Source organism: Actinoplanes sp. NPDC049668, assembly GCF_044465445.1.
Lineage (GTDB): Bacteria > Actinomycetota > Actinomycetes > Mycobacteriales > Micromonosporaceae > Actinoplanes.
In genome coordinates this window covers 92,749-107,753 of record NZ_JBITLR010000004.1, presented here as the reverse complement: position 1 = coordinate 107,753, position 15,005 = coordinate 92,749, and the positions used below count along the sequence as shown (strand labels likewise).

At 69.9% G+C, this 15,005-nt stretch carries 17 protein-coding genes; 8 read left to right on the top strand and 9 right to left on the bottom strand.

Going from position 1 to position 15,005, the window contains the following annotated elements:
* Window positions 1-534, top strand: a complete 534-nt coding sequence (locus ACIBSW_RS17895) for a GNAT family protein (RefSeq protein ID WP_354730341.1) — start codon at window positions 1-3, stop codon at window positions 532-534.
* A gap of 43 nt (window positions 535-577) precedes the next feature.
* The gene (locus ACIBSW_RS17890; RefSeq protein WP_354730339.1) at window positions 578-2,362 is read left to right on the top strand and encodes a transcriptional regulator; all 1,785 of its coding nucleotides are present in this window, start codon (window positions 578-580) and stop codon (window positions 2,360-2,362) included.
* 46 nt (window positions 2,363-2,408) lie between these two features.
* On the opposite strand, the gene ACIBSW_RS17885 is transcribed toward ACIBSW_RS17890, so the two are convergent.
* Entirely contained in the window at window positions 2,409-3,152 is a 744-nt protein-coding gene (locus ACIBSW_RS17885; protein WP_354730337.1) for a DUF6082 family protein, read from the bottom strand.
* 97 nt (window positions 3,153-3,249) lie between these two features.
* Window positions 3,250-3,987: a methyltransferase domain-containing protein gene (locus tag ACIBSW_RS17880; RefSeq protein WP_354730335.1), complete on the bottom strand. Its 738-nt coding sequence runs from the start codon at window positions 3,985-3,987 to the stop codon at window positions 3,250-3,252.
* A gap of 174 nt (window positions 3,988-4,161) precedes the next feature.
* On the opposite strand from ACIBSW_RS17880, the gene ACIBSW_RS17875 reads away from it, so the two are divergent.
* Complete coding sequence (locus ACIBSW_RS17875; RefSeq protein ID WP_354730333.1) at window positions 4,162-4,401, top strand: DUF397 domain-containing protein; 240 nt, start codon at window positions 4,162-4,164, stop codon at window positions 4,399-4,401.
* 427 nt (window positions 4,402-4,828) lie between these two features.
* Here the strand turns inward: ACIBSW_RS17875 and ACIBSW_RS17870 are convergent, their stop codons facing one another.
* Window positions 4,829-4,996, bottom strand: a complete 168-nt coding sequence (locus ACIBSW_RS17870; protein WP_354730331.1) for a hypothetical protein — start codon at window positions 4,994-4,996, stop codon at window positions 4,829-4,831.
* 97 nt (window positions 4,997-5,093) lie between these two features.
* Window positions 5,094-5,783, bottom strand: a complete 690-nt coding sequence (locus ACIBSW_RS17865) for a CBS domain-containing protein (protein ID WP_354730329.1) — start codon at window positions 5,781-5,783, stop codon at window positions 5,094-5,096.
* A gap of 310 nt (window positions 5,784-6,093) precedes the next feature.
* Here ACIBSW_RS17865 and ACIBSW_RS17860 point away from each other — a divergent pair, with 310 nt between their 5' ends.
* Together ACIBSW_RS17860 and ACIBSW_RS17855 are read left to right on the top strand one after the other, a co-directional pair.
* Window positions 6,094-7,680 (top strand): glycoside hydrolase domain-containing protein, encoded by a 1,587-nt coding sequence (locus tag ACIBSW_RS17860; protein WP_354730327.1) that lies wholly within the window; start codon window positions 6,094-6,096, stop codon window positions 7,678-7,680.
* Between the two features lie 119 nt (window positions 7,681-7,799).
* Window positions 7,800-8,360, top strand: a complete 561-nt coding sequence (locus tag ACIBSW_RS17855; RefSeq protein ID WP_404799372.1) for a hypothetical protein — start codon at window positions 7,800-7,802, stop codon at window positions 8,358-8,360.
* A gap of 39 nt (window positions 8,361-8,399) precedes the next feature.
* Here the strand turns inward: ACIBSW_RS17855 and ACIBSW_RS17850 are convergent, their stop codons facing one another.
* Both ACIBSW_RS17850 and ACIBSW_RS17845 read right to left on the bottom strand, forming a co-directional pair.
* Window positions 8,400-8,792 (bottom strand): DUF805 domain-containing protein, encoded by a 393-nt coding sequence (locus ACIBSW_RS17850; RefSeq protein WP_354720667.1) that lies wholly within the window; start codon window positions 8,790-8,792, stop codon window positions 8,400-8,402.
* Between the two features lie 69 nt (window positions 8,793-8,861).
* Window positions 8,862-9,569 carry a TetR/AcrR family transcriptional regulator gene (locus ACIBSW_RS17845; protein WP_354720669.1) on the bottom strand — a complete coding sequence of 236 codons (708 nt, stop codon included), beginning with the start codon at window positions 9,567-9,569 and terminating at the stop codon, window positions 8,862-8,864.
* 96 nt (window positions 9,570-9,665) lie between these two features.
* Between ACIBSW_RS17845 and ACIBSW_RS17840 the strand changes: the two genes are divergently transcribed.
* The 3 genes from ACIBSW_RS17840 to ACIBSW_RS17830 all read left to right on the top strand — a co-directional run bounded on the left by ACIBSW_RS17840 (window position 9,666) and on the right by ACIBSW_RS17830 (window position 13,028).
* Window positions 9,666-10,382 (top strand): DUF4386 family protein, encoded by a 717-nt coding sequence (locus ACIBSW_RS17840; protein WP_354720670.1) that lies wholly within the window; start codon window positions 9,666-9,668, stop codon window positions 10,380-10,382.
* Between the two features lie 68 nt (window positions 10,383-10,450).
* The gene (locus ACIBSW_RS17835; RefSeq protein ID WP_354720672.1) at window positions 10,451-11,665 is read left to right on the top strand and encodes a carbohydrate-binding protein; all 1,215 of its coding nucleotides are present in this window, start codon (window positions 10,451-10,453) and stop codon (window positions 11,663-11,665) included.
* A gap of 109 nt (window positions 11,666-11,774) precedes the next feature.
* Entirely contained in the window at window positions 11,775-13,028 is a 1,254-nt protein-coding gene (locus ACIBSW_RS17830; protein WP_354720674.1) for a prolyl oligopeptidase family serine peptidase, read from the top strand.
* Between the two features lie 17 nt (window positions 13,029-13,045).
* Here the strand turns inward: ACIBSW_RS17830 and ACIBSW_RS17825 are convergent, their stop codons facing one another.
* Genes ACIBSW_RS17825 through ACIBSW_RS17815 form a run of 3 tightly spaced genes read right to left on the bottom strand, consistent with a single transcriptional unit; the run spans window position 13,046 to window position 14,976 of the window.
* Window positions 13,046-13,777: a hypothetical protein gene (locus tag ACIBSW_RS17825; protein ID WP_354720675.1), complete on the bottom strand. Its 732-nt coding sequence runs from the start codon at window positions 13,775-13,777 to the stop codon at window positions 13,046-13,048.
* Window positions 13,770-14,273 carry a SigE family RNA polymerase sigma factor gene (locus ACIBSW_RS17820; protein WP_354720677.1) on the bottom strand — a complete coding sequence of 168 codons (504 nt, stop codon included), beginning with the start codon at window positions 14,271-14,273 and terminating at the stop codon, window positions 13,770-13,772. The genes ACIBSW_RS17825 and ACIBSW_RS17820 overlap by 8 nt, the downstream gene beginning before the upstream one ends.
* Before the next feature lie 31 nt (window positions 14,274-14,304).
* Entirely contained in the window at window positions 14,305-14,976 is a 672-nt protein-coding gene (locus tag ACIBSW_RS17815) for a hypothetical protein (RefSeq protein WP_354720679.1), read from the bottom strand.
* Window positions 14,977-15,005 lie beyond the last annotated feature (29 nt).

The window sequence follows — 15,005 nt, the reverse complement described above, 5'->3', positions numbered from 1 at the left end:
ATGAGTGACAAGATTTCGCTGCGTTGCTTCATCGACGCCGACGAACCCTTCCTGCGACGGCTCACCGTCGACCCCGACGCGCTCGGCCCGTTCGTATGGGCCGGCTTCGTCGACGCCCGCTCCCGCCGGCGGCGGTGGGAGACCGACGGCTACGTCGGCGCACAGTCCACCGCCCTCGCGGTCGTCGGGCCGGACGACGTCGTCATCGGCATCGTCAGCTGGGAGGCCCGGACCCGGGGCGGCCCGATCGGCGGCTGCTACGAGATCGGGTGTGCGCTGCTGCCGGAACACCGCGGCAACGGCTGGGGCACGCTCGCCCAGCGCATGCTGATCACCTACCTGTTCCAGTACACGCTCGCGAACCGGCTGGAGGCGCAGACCGACGCCGCCAACATCGCCGAGCAGCGCGCGCTGGAACGCATCGGTTTCCGCCGCGAGGGAGTGCTGCGCCAGGGGCGGTTCCGGCACGGCTTCTGGCAGGACATGCTCATCTACGGGCTGCTGCGCGCGGAGATTCCCGACCCGCTCCAGTGACCGCTCCAGCGCGACGTCCAGCGCGACCGCCACCATGATGAGCGTGACACAACTGCGATTCCTTGTGCTCGGGCCGCTCACCGTCGCACACAGCGGTCCGGTCGAGCTGGGCCCGCTCAAGCAGCGGCTCACCCTCGCCATGCTGCTCGCCCGGCCGGACACGTTCGTACCGGTCGAGACCCTGTGCGAGGCGGTGTGGACCGAGGCCGCGGCGCCCCGCACCGCCCGCAAGAACCTGCAGGTGTACATCAGCAATCTGCGCCGCCTCCTGGACGACCGGGCCGACCGGCTGGTCCACGAGGCCGGCGGCTACCGCCTGCGCGTCGACGCGGACGAACTCGACTCGCTGCAGTTCCGCGCGCTGGTCCGGGCCGCCCGCCAGGCACACCACCGCGGCGCGGCACTGCCCGCGGCCCAGCACTTCCGGCACGCGCTGCGCCTGTGGCGGGGCGCGCCGTTCGCCGGCCTGCACCGCTCGCACCCCCTCGCCGCCGAGGCCCGCCGGCTCGAGGGCCAGCACCTGCAGGTCCTCGAGGAGTGGGCGGAGACCGAACTGGAGATCGGCAACTACGCCGCGGTCGCCGACGCGCTCACCGAGCATGCCGAACGCCACCCGCAGCGCGAGCGCCTGCGGGCGGCGCAGATGACCGCGCTGTTCCGCAGCGGCCGCCAGGCCGAGGCCCTGCAGGTCTTCGAGGACGTGCGCCGGCAGCTCGCCGCCGCGTACGGGCTCCAGCCGACCCCCGCCCTGGAGAAGCTCTACCGCTCGATCCTCGCCGAGCAGCGCGGGCACCCCCGCCCGGCGGCAGCGCCGCAGTCCCTGCCCCAGGACCTGCCGGACTTCGTCGGCCGCACCGAGCAGCTCGGCGAGATGACCGACGTGGTGCGGCACAGCACCCGGCAGGTGATCGTGGTGACCGGCCCGGCCGGCATCGGAAAGACCACCCTCGCGGTCAGGCTCGCACACACCCTGCAGCACGACTTCCCCGGCGGCCGGATCCTGCTGCGCATGCGCGAGCCGGACGGCACGCCCCGCACGACGGTCGACCTGCTGGCCGAGCTCGCCGCCCTGACCGGCCTGAGCGACCGGATGACCGGCCACCCGGACCAGGACAGCTTCCACTGGCGCGCCTGGCTCGGCGAGCGCCGGATGCTGCTCATGCTCGACGACGCCCCCGACGAGACCGCCGTCCGCCCCCTGGTGCACGCCTCCGGCGCCGCCACCGTCGTGGTCACCTCGCGCCGCCGGATGACCGGCCTGGCCGACGCGCACCGCATCGACGTGCCGAGCCTGACCTGCCCCGAGGCGGTGGAACTGCTCGCCCAGATCATCGGCCGCGACCGCACCACCGCGGACCCGTCGGCGGCGAACGCGGTCGTCACCGCCATCGGCCGGCTGCCGCTGGCGGTCCGCATCGGCGGCCTGAAGCTGGCGGCGATGCGCCTGCTGCCGCTGCGGGAATTCGCGGAACGGCTGGCGAGCTCCCGTACGGTGCTGGACGAGCTCGTCGCCGGCGACCTCGCGGTGCGGCCCCGCATCGCCGACAGCTGGTACGGCATGTCCCGCGCGCACCGCACCGACGTCAGCCAGCTGGCCGCCCTACCGGCCCCGTCCCTGACCCTGCAGGACGCGGCAACGACCCTCTCCTGCCCACCGGACGAGGCCCGCCGCCGCCTGGAGTCCCTGGTGGACACCGGCGCCCTGCTGTCCCCGGAACCGACGGTCACCGCCCGCAGCATCCGCTACGAGCTACCCGCCCTGGTCCGCCTATACGCCCGCGAGTGCGGCACCACGTCCCCGAACCGACGCTCCGCGGTCGTCAGCTGACCGCGGACCGCTGCCGACCACAATTAATAAACGGCACTAGTCGACCTTATTCTTTGCTGGGATCGGCGATCCGCTCATCGCATGGAGTAACTGAACTGCTTGTCGACTCGCGGCCGCTCCGCCCCTTGAGGATATCCTCCCTGATAATTTCAAGCATTACACGGTCTGCGTCGCGCCCGGTTGACTCGCCGCCCATCGATTTCGCCAGGTATCCGGCCACTTCTTCGTCAAGGATACGGGCCAGCGTCTTCTCGGTTCTCGACGCAGCCTTTCGTTTGTAGTGAATGCTCGCCGCGCTCCACCAGCGCCTAGATATTTCGTTTCCATAGACTTCAGGGGCGAACTCATTCCGTATCAGATATTCATCCCACTCTCCGAGCTCCATGCCGGCCAACATATATCGGCTTCTAAGTGAACAGAATATAGCCTGGCGCGTGGCGAGCATCTCTTCTGCAGTCCTGGCACCATAGCAAGGCATATAGGCATCCGGGTCGCTCGTCAGTAGGCCCATGATATCGGCCTGCATTCCCCTGAAAGCTTGAAGGTGGGCGACTCGGTTCTGCTTGAACTGGTGCGCCATGGTGATCGAGACGAAAGCCAGCGCAATCGCCGATAACAGTGCGGAGGTAAACCCATAAGCCTGACCAATATCGCTCAGTCGACTCCAGTTTTCAGGCCCTAAACTTCCCAAGGCGAGCAATACCAGCGGCGACAGGACGATGACGGCCAGGATGACCGCACCAGCAACCGCACTAATAATGCTGCGCCGCATACGCTCGTTCTCGCTCAACTCCGACCCCTTCGAATTCTTCGATCAGGCTTGGAACCGCACCCCGAGATCTCGTTGGTAGCAAGTGTAATTGTTAGATGCCAACGAAGGACGACACCTAAATTGGCAGGACTGCAACCAGATAGGAAACGTTCCAATCTAGTTGGACAGTTTTATTGCCAAATCTCCTCGTAAGGATGCGTTCTATCGCCTCGAAATATGCAGCCACCTCCCCGCCGTTCCATCCGGGCGGATCGCCGAAGGCCCTCTGATAAGCGAGATAGGCACCCGCATTACTGTGGGAGACCCTGAAATTGCAATCAGTCCGCTCGACTTCGAAGCCGAGTCGGCGCAGCCGATCCGTAGCGCGCCGAGGAGCACCATATGGCACATGGCCTTTGCCAGCCGCGCGTCTTGCATTGTTGACAACTCGCAACTCGGAATAGCTGGATCCCCACATGGACAATGCGAGCCGCCCGCCCATGCGAAGCACTCTGCGTGCTTCCAATAGGAACGTCATGCTGTCTTGCATCGGAGTCAGATTCGCCGCCACCAGATCAAAGGAATGACTCCGGAATGGCAGGTTCGCCATATCAGCCGCCAGTAGAGGCGGTGCTGACAAATCGAGTCGCTTGAGGCTCCGGCTAGCCTCATTCAGCATAGAAAGGTTTATGTCGGTAGCTGTCACGACTGCTTGGCTAAGAACGAGCGACCTTGTCAGCAAGCCCGTTCCGGCACCTACCTCCAGCACCGCCTCACCTGCTTTGGGCTTCATCCTAAGCATCAGCCCAGCCGCGATAGCCTCGTACCGTGGAGCAACTATGGTCTCGTACTGGTCGGGCTTGTCGAATACCATAGCGTTCCACCTTTCAGGGGGCATAAGTCTTCAACCATGGCGCCGCATTGCCTACGACCTGCCATCCAAGCGGAACGCGACTGATCGATTACTCTAAGTATTGACACTTTCGCAGTATACTGATACTCTTCAATATAATCAATATCGATTCTGCATGCATGTGGAGGCGGCGAAATGCAGCGCGGTCAATTCTTTACGAGCTCATTCACCTGCTCGAGCGGGTGCGTTGAGACCGCCTTCTTGGACGACGGCGACGTGCAGGTGCGAAACACGAGAGATAGAGCCGGCGCGGTCCTGACTTTCACAGCACATGAATGGTATTGCTTCATCATGGGAGTCAAGGACGGACAATTTGACGCACCTGACGGCGAATGCAATCATCCTCACCATCAGTCAACCTCTGATCGCTTGTAGACAATGATGGCGAAGCAGAACGAACGCAGTATTCTTCATCGCGCTAACAATCTTAGGTAGGCAGAGGTACCGTTTCCAGCCGCCGGCCAGCTCTGCGACGTCCCGAAGGGCAGGTAGCGCCTGCCGAGCGCCTCGCCACGGCTACCGATATCCCAGGCGGTGACGAAGCGACCAGACGACAGAGCGTCCTACCGCCGGGTGTTCGACACGCTGGGGGGTATCGCCGCCGCCGAGGTCGCCCCGCTGTTCGACAGGTACCACCGAAGTACCACGACCTGGCGAGATAACGCGGGTCCGGCTAGTTGTCCTCGACCTGGATGATGTCGTGTGCCTCGCGCCGCGGTGACAACGGCACTGCCTCGTCGGAGTCGGCGTAGCCGAGCCGCACGATCAGGAACGGCTCGACGGCGTCGGGCAGCCGCCGCGGTCAGGCCACCTCGACGGCCTCGCTGACCGGCGGTCGGTGCGCCGACGGCTGATCGCCGGCGATGTGCCACTTCCACGGCTGGGTGTTGAACACCGACGGCGCGCGCAGGGCGGACCGGGCGGCCGATTCGAGGGCCGCGCGCGCTTCGGCGCGAACAAGAGCGTTCACGGCGGAGGCATCCGATCTTCGTGTCCCCTCAACCTGTCAGGCCGCGACCGGCGCGGGCAGTGCCGTTGGTCCCGGCCCGGCATGCCGGGTAGCCCGTTCAGGCGATGCCGTAGGCCAGTCCGGTGCCGAGGATGTCGCGGTCGTCGTAGTCGTACTCGAGCTCGTCGGCGACGGCGACCACCCCCGGGACCTGCCGGATCAGCCGGTCGGCGACGTCTCTCGTGGAGAACCTGTCGACGCGCCCGGTCAGGGTCACCAGACCGTCCTCCACGGCCACCCGCACCCGCTCGGCCTGCTCCACCAGAGCCGTACGCAGCACTCCCGACTCCACGTCGGCGCGGATCTCGTCGTCGGGGCGCAGATGCACCTTGAGCAGGTCGCCTCGCGACACGATGCCGACCAGCCGGCCGAGGTCGTCGACGACCGGAAGCCGCTTGACGCCCTCGGCGTCCATCAGCCGCGCCGCCGCGGCCAACGAGGCGCCCGCGGCCACCACGACCGGCGGCGCGCTCATCAACTCGGCCGCCGTGCGCGCCGACGCCTTGCCACGGTCGCCACGGCGGCGGCGGCCCTCGAAGAGCCGGGGCTCCTCGTCACCGGCGTACTCGATCTTGCGGAGCAGGTCCGCCTCGGAGACCACGCCGGTCACGTGCTGGGCCCCGTCGACGACCGGCACCGCGCTGAAGCGGTGGCCCACAAGCAGGTCCACCACCTCCCGGTACGCGGCACCCGCCGAGACGGTCACCACCGCCTTGGTCATGACGTCGTCCACCCGCCAGGTCCTCATCGCCAACCTCCTTCGTCGGTCACCTCGAACGCTAGGAGCCCCGACGGGGACGAGGCAGGGCCGGACGACACCCGTCGGCGGGACCGACGTCACCCGTAAGTGCGGCGCCAGGGACCAATGGCCCTGACCTTCGCCGTGGCGCGGAGCCAAGCTGGATGCGGCCCATCGGCGGCCGAGTCGTGCCGACCACCCCGCCACGTCGGCTCGACGAATCCCGCCGGTGGGCCTTCCCGAAATTGGCCATTCGGACCTGGTCAGGGCCCTCTTCGGATGTTGCGCTCTTAGGACATCCGCAGATGGGGAGCCCGCCATGGACTTGCGCCTCGATCGACGTGTCCCGCTGAGCGTGTTGTCCGCCCTGGTCCTGGTGGTGGCCTCCGCCGGATGGGTGGCGCCGGCCGCGGCCGCGGCGCCGGCCGCGCATCCGGGCACCTTCACCGGGTACGGCTTCGACGCCTGCACCGCGCCGTCGAGCGCCGCCATGCAGGCCTGGCTCTCCTCGCCGTACCGGGCCGTCGGCGTCTACTTCGGCGGGAACAACCGGGGTTGCGCCCAGCCGAACCTGACCCCCGCCTGGGTCGAGGAGCAGCAGGCCGCCGGGTGGCGCCTGATTCCCCTGTACGTGGGACCGCAGGCGTCCTGCACCACCTCGAACAAGCGATTCCGCATCGACAACGCCCAGGCCGCCGCGCAGGGGCGCGCCACCGCCGACGACGCGGTGGCGCAGGCGCGGGCGCTCGGGCTGGCCGCCGACAGCGTGCTGATCTACGACATGGAGGCGTACCGCACCGACGACGCCGCCTGCCGCGAGGGCGTGCTGTCGTTCATGAGCGCCTGGACGGCCCGGTTGCACGACAACGACTACCTGTCCGGCTTCTACAGCAGCATGAGCTCGGGCGTCGCCGACCAGGTGAACGCGTACAACCGCGCCGGCTACGTACGCCCGGACTACCTCGACTTCGCCCGCTGGGACCAGGTCGCCACCGTGACCGACGCCGCGCTGCCCGCCGGATACTGGTCGCCGCACCGGCGGATCAAGCAGTACCGCGGCGACCACGAGGAGACGTGGGGCGGGGTCACCATCAACATCGACAACGACTACCTGGACGTCGCGCCGTTGCCGCGGACCGCCTTCGCCGACTTCAACGGCAACGGCTGGTCGGACCTGCTGGCGCGCACGACGAGCGGCGGCGCCCTGGTGCTCTACCCCGGCAACGGCACGCTGCTGGACACCACCGCCGCCCGTACGCTGAGCGGCGGCTGGTCCGCGATGAGCGCGATCATCCGCATCGGTGATCTGGACCGCGACGGGCGCGAGGACGTCGTCGCGCGCGCGAGCGCGACCGGCGAGCTGTGGTTCTACCCCGGCACCGGGTCCGGCTTCGGCACCCGCAAGCGGATCGGCACCGGCTGGAACGGCATGCGGGAGCTCACCGCGATCGGCGACTTCAACCGCGACGGCTACCCGGACCTGCTCGCCGCGAAGACCAGCGACCGCAAGCTCTACGTCTATCCGGGTGCCGCGGGAGTGAAACTCGCGCCACGGGTGCTGGTCGGCAACGGCGGCTGGAACACCATGAGTGAGCTCGCCGGGGTCGGTGACTTCGACGCGGACGGCTACCAGGATTTCGCCGCCCGCCTCACCGCGACCGGCGCGCTGTACCTCTACGCGGGTCGGGCCGGCGGTTTCGCGGCCCGCCGGCAGATCGGCGCCAGCGGCTGGAACGGCATGCGCGACCTCGTCGGCGCCGGCGACTTCAACCGTGACGGCCGACCGGACCTGGCCGCGGTGCAGACGTCCACCGGGTACGTGTTCCTCTACGCCGGCAACGGCTCCTCCCTGCGGGCCCGCGTCCGGCTCGCCACCGGCTTCACCGGCCGCACACCGATGGCGTAGCCCGAAGCTCCACTGAGGTCGGGACTTTGGTCCCGCGATGATCGGGCGCTTCGCCTCAAGCCCGGCCCGGGCCGGACCGGCAGAGTCGAAGGCACAGACATCAATCAAGGAGGCAGCAGATGACCACCATCGGCCGAGGCCCGGCGGCCCACCTCGAAAAGGTCGAGGCCCCCGGCTCGATCCTCACCGACGCCGCCGCCAGGGCACTGGCCGTGCTGCGCGTCTCCACCGGATTCGTCTTCCTCTGGGCGTTCCTCGACAAGACCTTCGGCTTCGGCTACGCCACCCCCGGCGAACGGGCCTGGATCAACGGCGGCTCCCCCACCAAGGGCTTCCTGTCCAGCGTCGAGGTCGGCCCGTTCCAGGACTTCTTCCACAGCATCGCCGGCGACACCTGGGCCAACTGGGCCTTCATGCTCGGCCTGCTCGGCATCGGCGTCGCCCTCATAGCCGGCATCGGCCTGCGCGTCGCCGCGGGGGCTTCGGCTCTCATGATGGCGTTCATGTGGGCCGCCGAATGGCCGCTGGCCTCCGGCTCCTCCAACCCGATCATCGACTACCACGTCATCTACGCGCTCGTCGGCATCGTCCTGGCGCTCACCTACGCCGGACACACCTGGGGCCTCGGGCGCTGGTGGGCCAAGCTGCCCATCGTCCAGAAGAACCGCTGGCTCAGCTGACCAACCCCGACCACACAGGTACGGCCCGGAAACGCGGTGTCAGCGCGGATCCGGGCCGTACCTGTTGACGCCGGGGTCGCTGTCCAGCACCGTCATGATGAGAACCACGAGGCTGCCGAGCGGGATGAAGCCGAGCAGCTGCCACCAGCCGCTCAGCCCGGCGTCGTGCAGCCGCCGGCAGGTGACCGCCAGGGTGGGCAGGAGCCCGGCGAAGAAGAAGACCAGGATCAGCCGGCCGAGGGCGGGGCTGCTCTCGCCGGAATCCTCGACGAAGATGCCGACTCCGACCAGGGCGGCGAAGATGATCCCGTTGATGAGGGTGAACCACCAGTACTCGGCGCGACGCGCCCGGCCGGCGAACGCGGCGTACCTGCGAAAGCAGCCCAGCCAGTAGCCCAGCGGCCCGACGCCGTACCGGGTGTCAGCGGTCACGATGTCCTCCTTGGATAGTCAGGGACCTGCTGACCCTAGGGGCTGGACCGGCGTCGCCGCTGCCCCGGACTACGCCAGGGCGAGACCGATGGCGCGCAGCTGCCCGTCGACGACCTCGTCGAAGTACCGGGCGGCGTCCGGCGTGACCGGGCGCAGCTGCCCGAAGACCTCCATGGCGACGAAGCCGTGCACGGTCACGAACGTGTCCATCGCCAGCGCCGTCAACGCGACCGGCCCGCCGTACCCACGCCGCTCGCGCAGCGCGGTCAGCTGCGCGACCGTCGCCGGCCGCAGCCGCGACTCCCGTCGCGCGAGCGCGGCGGGATCCACCAGATCCTGCTCGTACGCCGTGACGAGCACCTGATGCAGGAAGTCGCCGACCCGGGCGCCGGCCCGGATGGTCTGCTCGCCCGGCGCCCGGTAGCCCGGCACCGGCGTCCCGTAGGCGAGCCCGAACTCGGCCGGATGCGCCACCGACCAACGCCGGTACGCGTGGATACCGTCCGCCAGCGCGGATGCCGGGTCGCCCGCCGCCGCCCCGGCCTGCTCCACCGCGTCGGCCTGCTGGTCGAAGGCGCGGACGAGCAGGTCGGTGAGCAGCCCGTCGCGGTCGGGAAAGTAGCGGTAGAGGGCCGAGACGGCGATGCCCGCCTCACGCGCGACGGCGCGCAGCGACAGGGCCGCCGCACCGTTCTCCGTCAGGTGCCGCTGCGCGATGTCGCGCAGGTCCACGAGCAGTTCCTCCCTGCGGCGTTCGCGCAGACCCTTGCCCGTCATGCAGAACACCGTACACAACGAGAGCACTGCTCTTGACACGTCGGAGTGGAACGAGAACACTGTTCTCGACGCGAACACTGCTCTCAAGGGAGACCCATGCAAGCTCTCGACACCGCCCGCCGAATGCCCGTCACCGGCCTGCTATTGGTCGCGGCCGGGGTGCTCGCCGCCACGGGCAGCACGATCCTGGGCGAGTCCTTCGACTGGCCCGCCAGCCTCGACCTCGGCGCCGCCGACGCGCTCCCCGCGTTCGCCGCGCACGCCACCGCGATCCGGCTCGGCTTCTACCTCAACCTGCTCAGCAGCCTGGCGCTGATACCGGTGGCGATCGCCCTCTCGGCCGCGCTCGGCCCCACCTCGGTCGCGGTCCGGTCGATCACCGCGCTCGGGGTGGCCGGCGCGCTGGCGCAGCTGCTCGGCTGGGTCCGCTGGCCGCTGGCCGTGCCCCAGCTCGCCGACGCCTACCTTGCCGCCGCGCCCGGCTCCGCGGAACGCGCCGCCGTCGGCGCGTCCTACGACCTCATCAACGCGTACGCGGGCGGCGCCGTCGGCGAACACCTCGGCTGGCTGCTGCAGGGCATCTGGGCCGTCGGCGTCGGCGTCCTGCTCGCGCGCTCCACGCTCCTGCCGCGGTGGCTCGGCGCCGCCGGCGCCTCGCTCGCCGCGGTCTGGCTGCCGCTCACCGCGGCGAGCGGCTTCACCGGCTCGCACCTCGGCGCGGTCGCCACGGTCGGCACCCTGACCTACACCATCTGGTACGTCTGGCTCCTGGTCATCGGCATCGTCCTGCTGGTACGCGCCCGGCGGCAATAACTATTAGGAGTGTTGACAGTTGTCGTAACATCCATCACGCTCGATTTAATTTCGAGCAAGGAGCTGCGATGAGGCATTCGCACCGCTGGGCGGCGCTGGCCGTGGCCGCCCTGACCATCGCCGCGGGAGCCGTGACGTCTCCCGCCGTCCTCGCCGCGCCGACCGGCGCGATCATGGTGGCCTGCGCGGCACCCGCCTGGGCCGAGGGCACCAGCTACCCGGCCGGCGCCCAGGTGACCTACAACGGGCGCCTCTACCGGGCCCGGGTCGCGCACACCCCGCCGGTCGGCGCCGGCTGGAATCCCGTCGCGGCGGCCTCCCTCTGGGAGGACCTCGGCGCCTGCGACACCACCACCCCGCCGACCACCCCGCCGACGACCCCGCCCACCTCTCCCCCGCCGACGACGGCCGGGCTGCCGCACGCACCGTACGTCGACATGGGCGCCTGGCCGACGCCCAGCCTGCCCACGATGGTGAGCAGCGGGAACCTCAGACACGTGACGCTGGCGTTCATCACGGCGTCCGCCTGCAAGGCCATGTGGTTCAACGCGTACGACCCGCGACAGGCCTGGGCCCGCGACCAGATCGACGCGGTACGCGCCCGCGGCGGCGACGTGAAGATCTCGTTCGGCGGCGCGACCGGCATCGAGCTGGCGCAGGCGTGCACCAGCGTGTCCGCGCTGCAGGCCGAGTACCAGGCCGTGGTCACCGCCTACCAGCTGAAGTACATCGACCTGGACATCGAGGGCAGCGCGACCGCGGAGCCCGCCTCGGTGGCCCGGCGCTCGCAGGCCCTCGCAGCCCTGCAGCGGGCCAACCCCGGGCTGCGGGTGTCGTTCACCCTGCCGGTGCTGCCCGAGGGCCTCACCGCGGACGGCCTGAACGTGGTCCGCTCGGCGCGCGACGCCGGCGTCAACGTCGACCTGGTCAACGTCATGGCGATGGACTACTACCGCAACGGCGACTACGGCGACTTCGCCGTCGACGCCGCGAACTCGACGTTCAACCAGCTGCGGTCGCTGTACCCGGGCCGCACCGACGCCCAGCTGTGGAAGATGGTCGGCGTGACCCCGATGCTGGGCGTGAACGACGACGGCCGCGTCTACGACCAGGCGGACGCCCGGCAGCTGGTCGCCTTCGCGCAGGGCCGGCACCTCGGCATGCTGAGCTTCTGGGAGCTGGGCCGGGACAAGAACGCCTGCACCGGCGCGCTGTACATGTGCACGAACATCCCGCAGCAGCCGTACGAGTTCAGCCGCATCTTCGCCGCCTACAACGGCTGATCCATGTCGAGGCGCCCGGGAGAACCCGCCCGCCGCGCGGGTTCTCCCGGACTGTGATAGACCGATTTCACTGCGTCGATTTCGAACGGGGCCGAATCAAGGAGTTCGCATGGCTACCTCCGTCAGCCGTCGTACCCTCCTGATCGCCGGGGCGGGCACCGCCGCCGGCCTGTCGTTGCCCGGCGCCGCCGCCGATGCCTCCGCGTCCACTCGGGTGGGATTCCGGCTGGACGCGGAGGTCCTCGACGGTGGCGAGCAGATCACCTCGATCACCGTTTTCACCGCCCGGCTGGGCAGGATCGACGCGGCGAGCCTGACGACCGGCACCTTCCGCGTGCACGCCACGGCGACCAGCCCGATCACCCTGGCCCCCGGCGACCAGGTCGGGTACGACCTCGACCGCGCGGTGACCGCCGTCCGGCTCGACCACCGTGGCAACATCGTGCTCGAACTGAGCCACGCCGAGGGCCAGGCCGGCGGCAACACCCTGGGCTACGTCGTCAGCCGGAGCCGCAACGTGGTGCTCGACCTGGTCTACACCATCACGCAGACCGCACCGATCGCCCTGCGCGACGGCGGCTCGCTCACCATCTCGAGCTTCGTACAGGGCCGGCTGTCGGACCCCGAGGTGGACGCGTTCAGCTACCACCGCTCCGACTCGGGCATGAAGTACCGGCTGTTCACGCCCGGCCGCGACGCCCGGGGCCGGCGGCCCCTCGTCGTCTGGCTGCACGGCGGAGGTGAGGGCGCTTCGCTGCCGGACGACTACTACGACAACGAGACCACGCTGCGCGCCAACCGCGGCGCGCTCGGCTTCGCCACCCCGCAGGCGCAGCGGATCTTCTCCGGCGCCTACGTCGTCGCGCCGCAGAGCACCTCGTTCTGGCTGGAGGACGGCCCCCGATTCGCCCCGCTGATCCTCGAGATCGTCAGCGATCTCGTACGCCGGCACCGCATCGACCGTGACCGGATCTACGTGACCGGCGCCAGCAACGGCGGCTACATGAGCCTGAAGATGACCACGACCTATCCCCGCCTGTTCGCCGCGTCCGTATCGATCTGCCCTGTCGTCGCGCCCCGGACCCCGGGCGGCCCGCCCATGATCACCGACGCCGAGCTGCGGAGCATCGAGACGCCGACCTGGCTCGTCGCCTCCCGCGACGACACCACGGTCCCGCCGGAGCCCAACGCCGTGCACGCGCACGACCTCATCCCCGGCTCGCTGTTGACGCTGTACGACCACGTCGTCTGGAACGGCCATCAGTTCCCCGGACACTGGTCGTGGATCTACGTCGCCCGCAACGATCCGAGCGTCGGCCGAACCCACATCTGGCAGTGGATGGCGCACCGACGACGGCCTTAGGGCGCATCTTCGCGGCGTCAGCGGTCGAAGGGGATGGTCTGTAGGCCGGTGCGGCCGCTCTGAGCGGCGTCGATCAGCACCTCGTCGACGGTCAGGACGCCGTACTGCCCCTCCAGGTTGAACTGGCCGGAGTCGCCGGCCGGCACCACCCGCCAGGTCTGCGCGGGGTCGCCGTCACGGCACGGCTGCAGGACCAGCGGCGCCTCCGGAGTGTCCGCCACGCAGGAGCCGGGCCGCGCCGGCGGGGCGATCACCACCCGGTTGCGGGCCGTCACCGGCGCGGGCACCAGCGACATCTCGGTGGAGGAGTCCTTCGCCGCGCCGGTGAAGTCGACCACGTCGCCCGCGCCGACCTGCATCCAGCGGTCCACACCGTCGTCCGCGACGTCGATCAGAACCCCGGTCCCCAGGTCGACGCCGAGCTCGCGCAGCTGGCTCACGTTCGACGACCGGGTGCCGCTCCTCGGCGGCGCGGAGGAGGCGGAGGCGGAGGGCGTGGGCATCGCCGACGCGGACGGGCCGGGGGTGCCCGAGGCGGCCGGGGTCGGCGGCCCGCCGGGGTCGCGGGCCAGGGCCGTGCCGATGCCGACCGCCGAGATCAGCACGGCGGCGAACGCGGCGCCGGCCGCCCGGTTGCGCCGGCGCCGGGCGGCGCGGCGGCGGACCTCCCCGGCCGGCGCCAGGCCGGCGGTTCGCTGCAGGTGGTCGGCGTACGCGTCGAGGCCCTGCTGGATGCGATCGTCAGACATCGTGGTCCTCCCGGCCCGTCTCGTGGTCGGACAGATGGGCGGCCATGGCCCGGCGCCCGCGGGCCAGCCAGGTGGTGACGGTGCCGGCCGGAACGCCGGTCTCGGCGTTGATCTCGGCGACGCTCAGCCCGACGAGATGATGCAGGACGATCACCCGGCGCTGGTCCGCGGGGATCCGGCGCAGCGCCGCCACGATCGCGACGTGGTCCGGGCTCAGCGCCTCGACGTGTCCGTCGCCGGCGTCGCGCCGGTGCGCGTGCAACCGGTTGACGGCCCTGCGCCAGGTGCTCACCGCGTGCCGGTAGGCGACCCGGCGCACCCAGGCCTCGGGGTTGTCGTACCGGCTGATCCGGTGCCAGCGGTTCCAGGCGCGCAGGTACGCCTCGGCCACCGAGTCCTCGGCCTCGGCCCGGCTGCCCACCATCATCGCGACGTGCGCGAGCACGCGACGCGAGGACGTCGCGTAGAAGGTGTCAAAGTCCTCTGCGTCGCGCATGTATGGACGAACTCCGTCTCGGGGGCGAGGCTCAGCTCGCGAACCGGATGGTCTGCAGGCCGGTACGGCCCGAGCCCCCCGTGGTGATCTTCCCGTCCTCGACCCGGATCACGCCGTACTTTCCGTGCAATTCGAACTGGCCGGAGTCGCCGGCCGGGACGATCGTCCACACCTGCGCGGCCTTGCCCCGCTTGCACACCTCGAGCCTCAGCGCGGCGCCGGCGGTGTCCGCGACGCAGTGGCCCGCGCCGACCTCCTCGTTCCAGAACGGCGGCTGGATCAGCACCCGATTCTTCTCGCGTACCGGCGCGGCCTTGAGCGACATCATGGTCGAGTCGGTCCGCGTCGTGCCGGTGAAGTCGACGCCGTTGCGGCCGACCTGCATCCAGCGGTCCACGCCGTCGTCGGCGACGTCGATGAGCACGCCCTCGTTGAGGTCGATGCCGAGCCGCTCGAGCTCGCCGAGGTCCGACTTCGCGGGCTGCGCGGGCTTGGCGGGCTGCCGGGGCTGCGCCGGCTTCGCCACGGCCTTGTCGGTGGCGCTGCCCAGCTTCGCCCCGGCGGTCCGGCCCTCCGCCGACGCCGGCGACGCGGCCGCGGTCGGCTGGGCGGCGGCGGAGGGCCCGGTCGGGGTGTTGGTGCCGCACGCCGACAGCGTGGCGACGGTGGCGAGGCCGAGGGCTCCGAAGACGAACGAACGCATGGGTGGTGTCTCCTTCGAGGGGCGGTGCT

Coding starts and splice junctions, on each gene's coding strand:
- ACIBSW_RS17835 (WP_354720672.1), top strand. CDS start 10,451: ATGAGGCATTCGCACCGCTGGGCGGCGCTGGCCGTGGCCGCCCTGACC.
- ACIBSW_RS17855 (WP_404799372.1), top strand. CDS start 7,800: ATGACCACCATCGGCCGAGGCCCGGCGGCCCACCTCGAAAAGGTCGAG.
- ACIBSW_RS17830 (WP_354720674.1), top strand. CDS start 11,775: ATGGCTACCTCCGTCAGCCGTCGTACCCTCCTGATCGCCGGGGCGGGC.
- ACIBSW_RS17880 (WP_354730335.1), bottom strand. CDS start 3,987: ATGGTATTCGACAAGCCCGACCAGTACGAGACCATAGTTGCTCCACGG.
- ACIBSW_RS17895 (WP_354730341.1), top strand. CDS start 1: ATGAGTGACAAGATTTCGCTGCGTTGCTTCATCGACGCCGACGAACCC.
- ACIBSW_RS17840 (WP_354720670.1), top strand. CDS start 9,666: ATGCAAGCTCTCGACACCGCCCGCCGAATGCCCGTCACCGGCCTGCTA.
- ACIBSW_RS17820 (WP_354720677.1), bottom strand. CDS start 14,273: ATGCGCGACGCAGAGGACTTTGACACCTTCTACGCGACGTCCTCGCGT.
- ACIBSW_RS17860 (WP_354730327.1), top strand. CDS start 6,094: ATGGACTTGCGCCTCGATCGACGTGTCCCGCTGAGCGTGTTGTCCGCC.
- ACIBSW_RS17825 (WP_354720675.1), bottom strand. CDS start 13,777: ATGTCTGACGATCGCATCCAGCAGGGCCTCGACGCGTACGCCGACCAC.
- ACIBSW_RS17875 (WP_354730333.1), top strand. CDS start 4,162: ATGCAGCGCGGTCAATTCTTTACGAGCTCATTCACCTGCTCGAGCGGG.
- ACIBSW_RS17845 (WP_354720669.1), bottom strand. CDS start 9,569: ATGACGGGCAAGGGTCTGCGCGAACGCCGCAGGGAGGAACTGCTCGTG.
- ACIBSW_RS17865 (WP_354730329.1), bottom strand. CDS start 5,783: ATGAGGACCTGGCGGGTGGACGACGTCATGACCAAGGCGGTGGTGACC.
- ACIBSW_RS17815 (WP_354720679.1), bottom strand. CDS start 14,976: ATGCGTTCGTTCGTCTTCGGAGCCCTCGGCCTCGCCACCGTCGCCACG.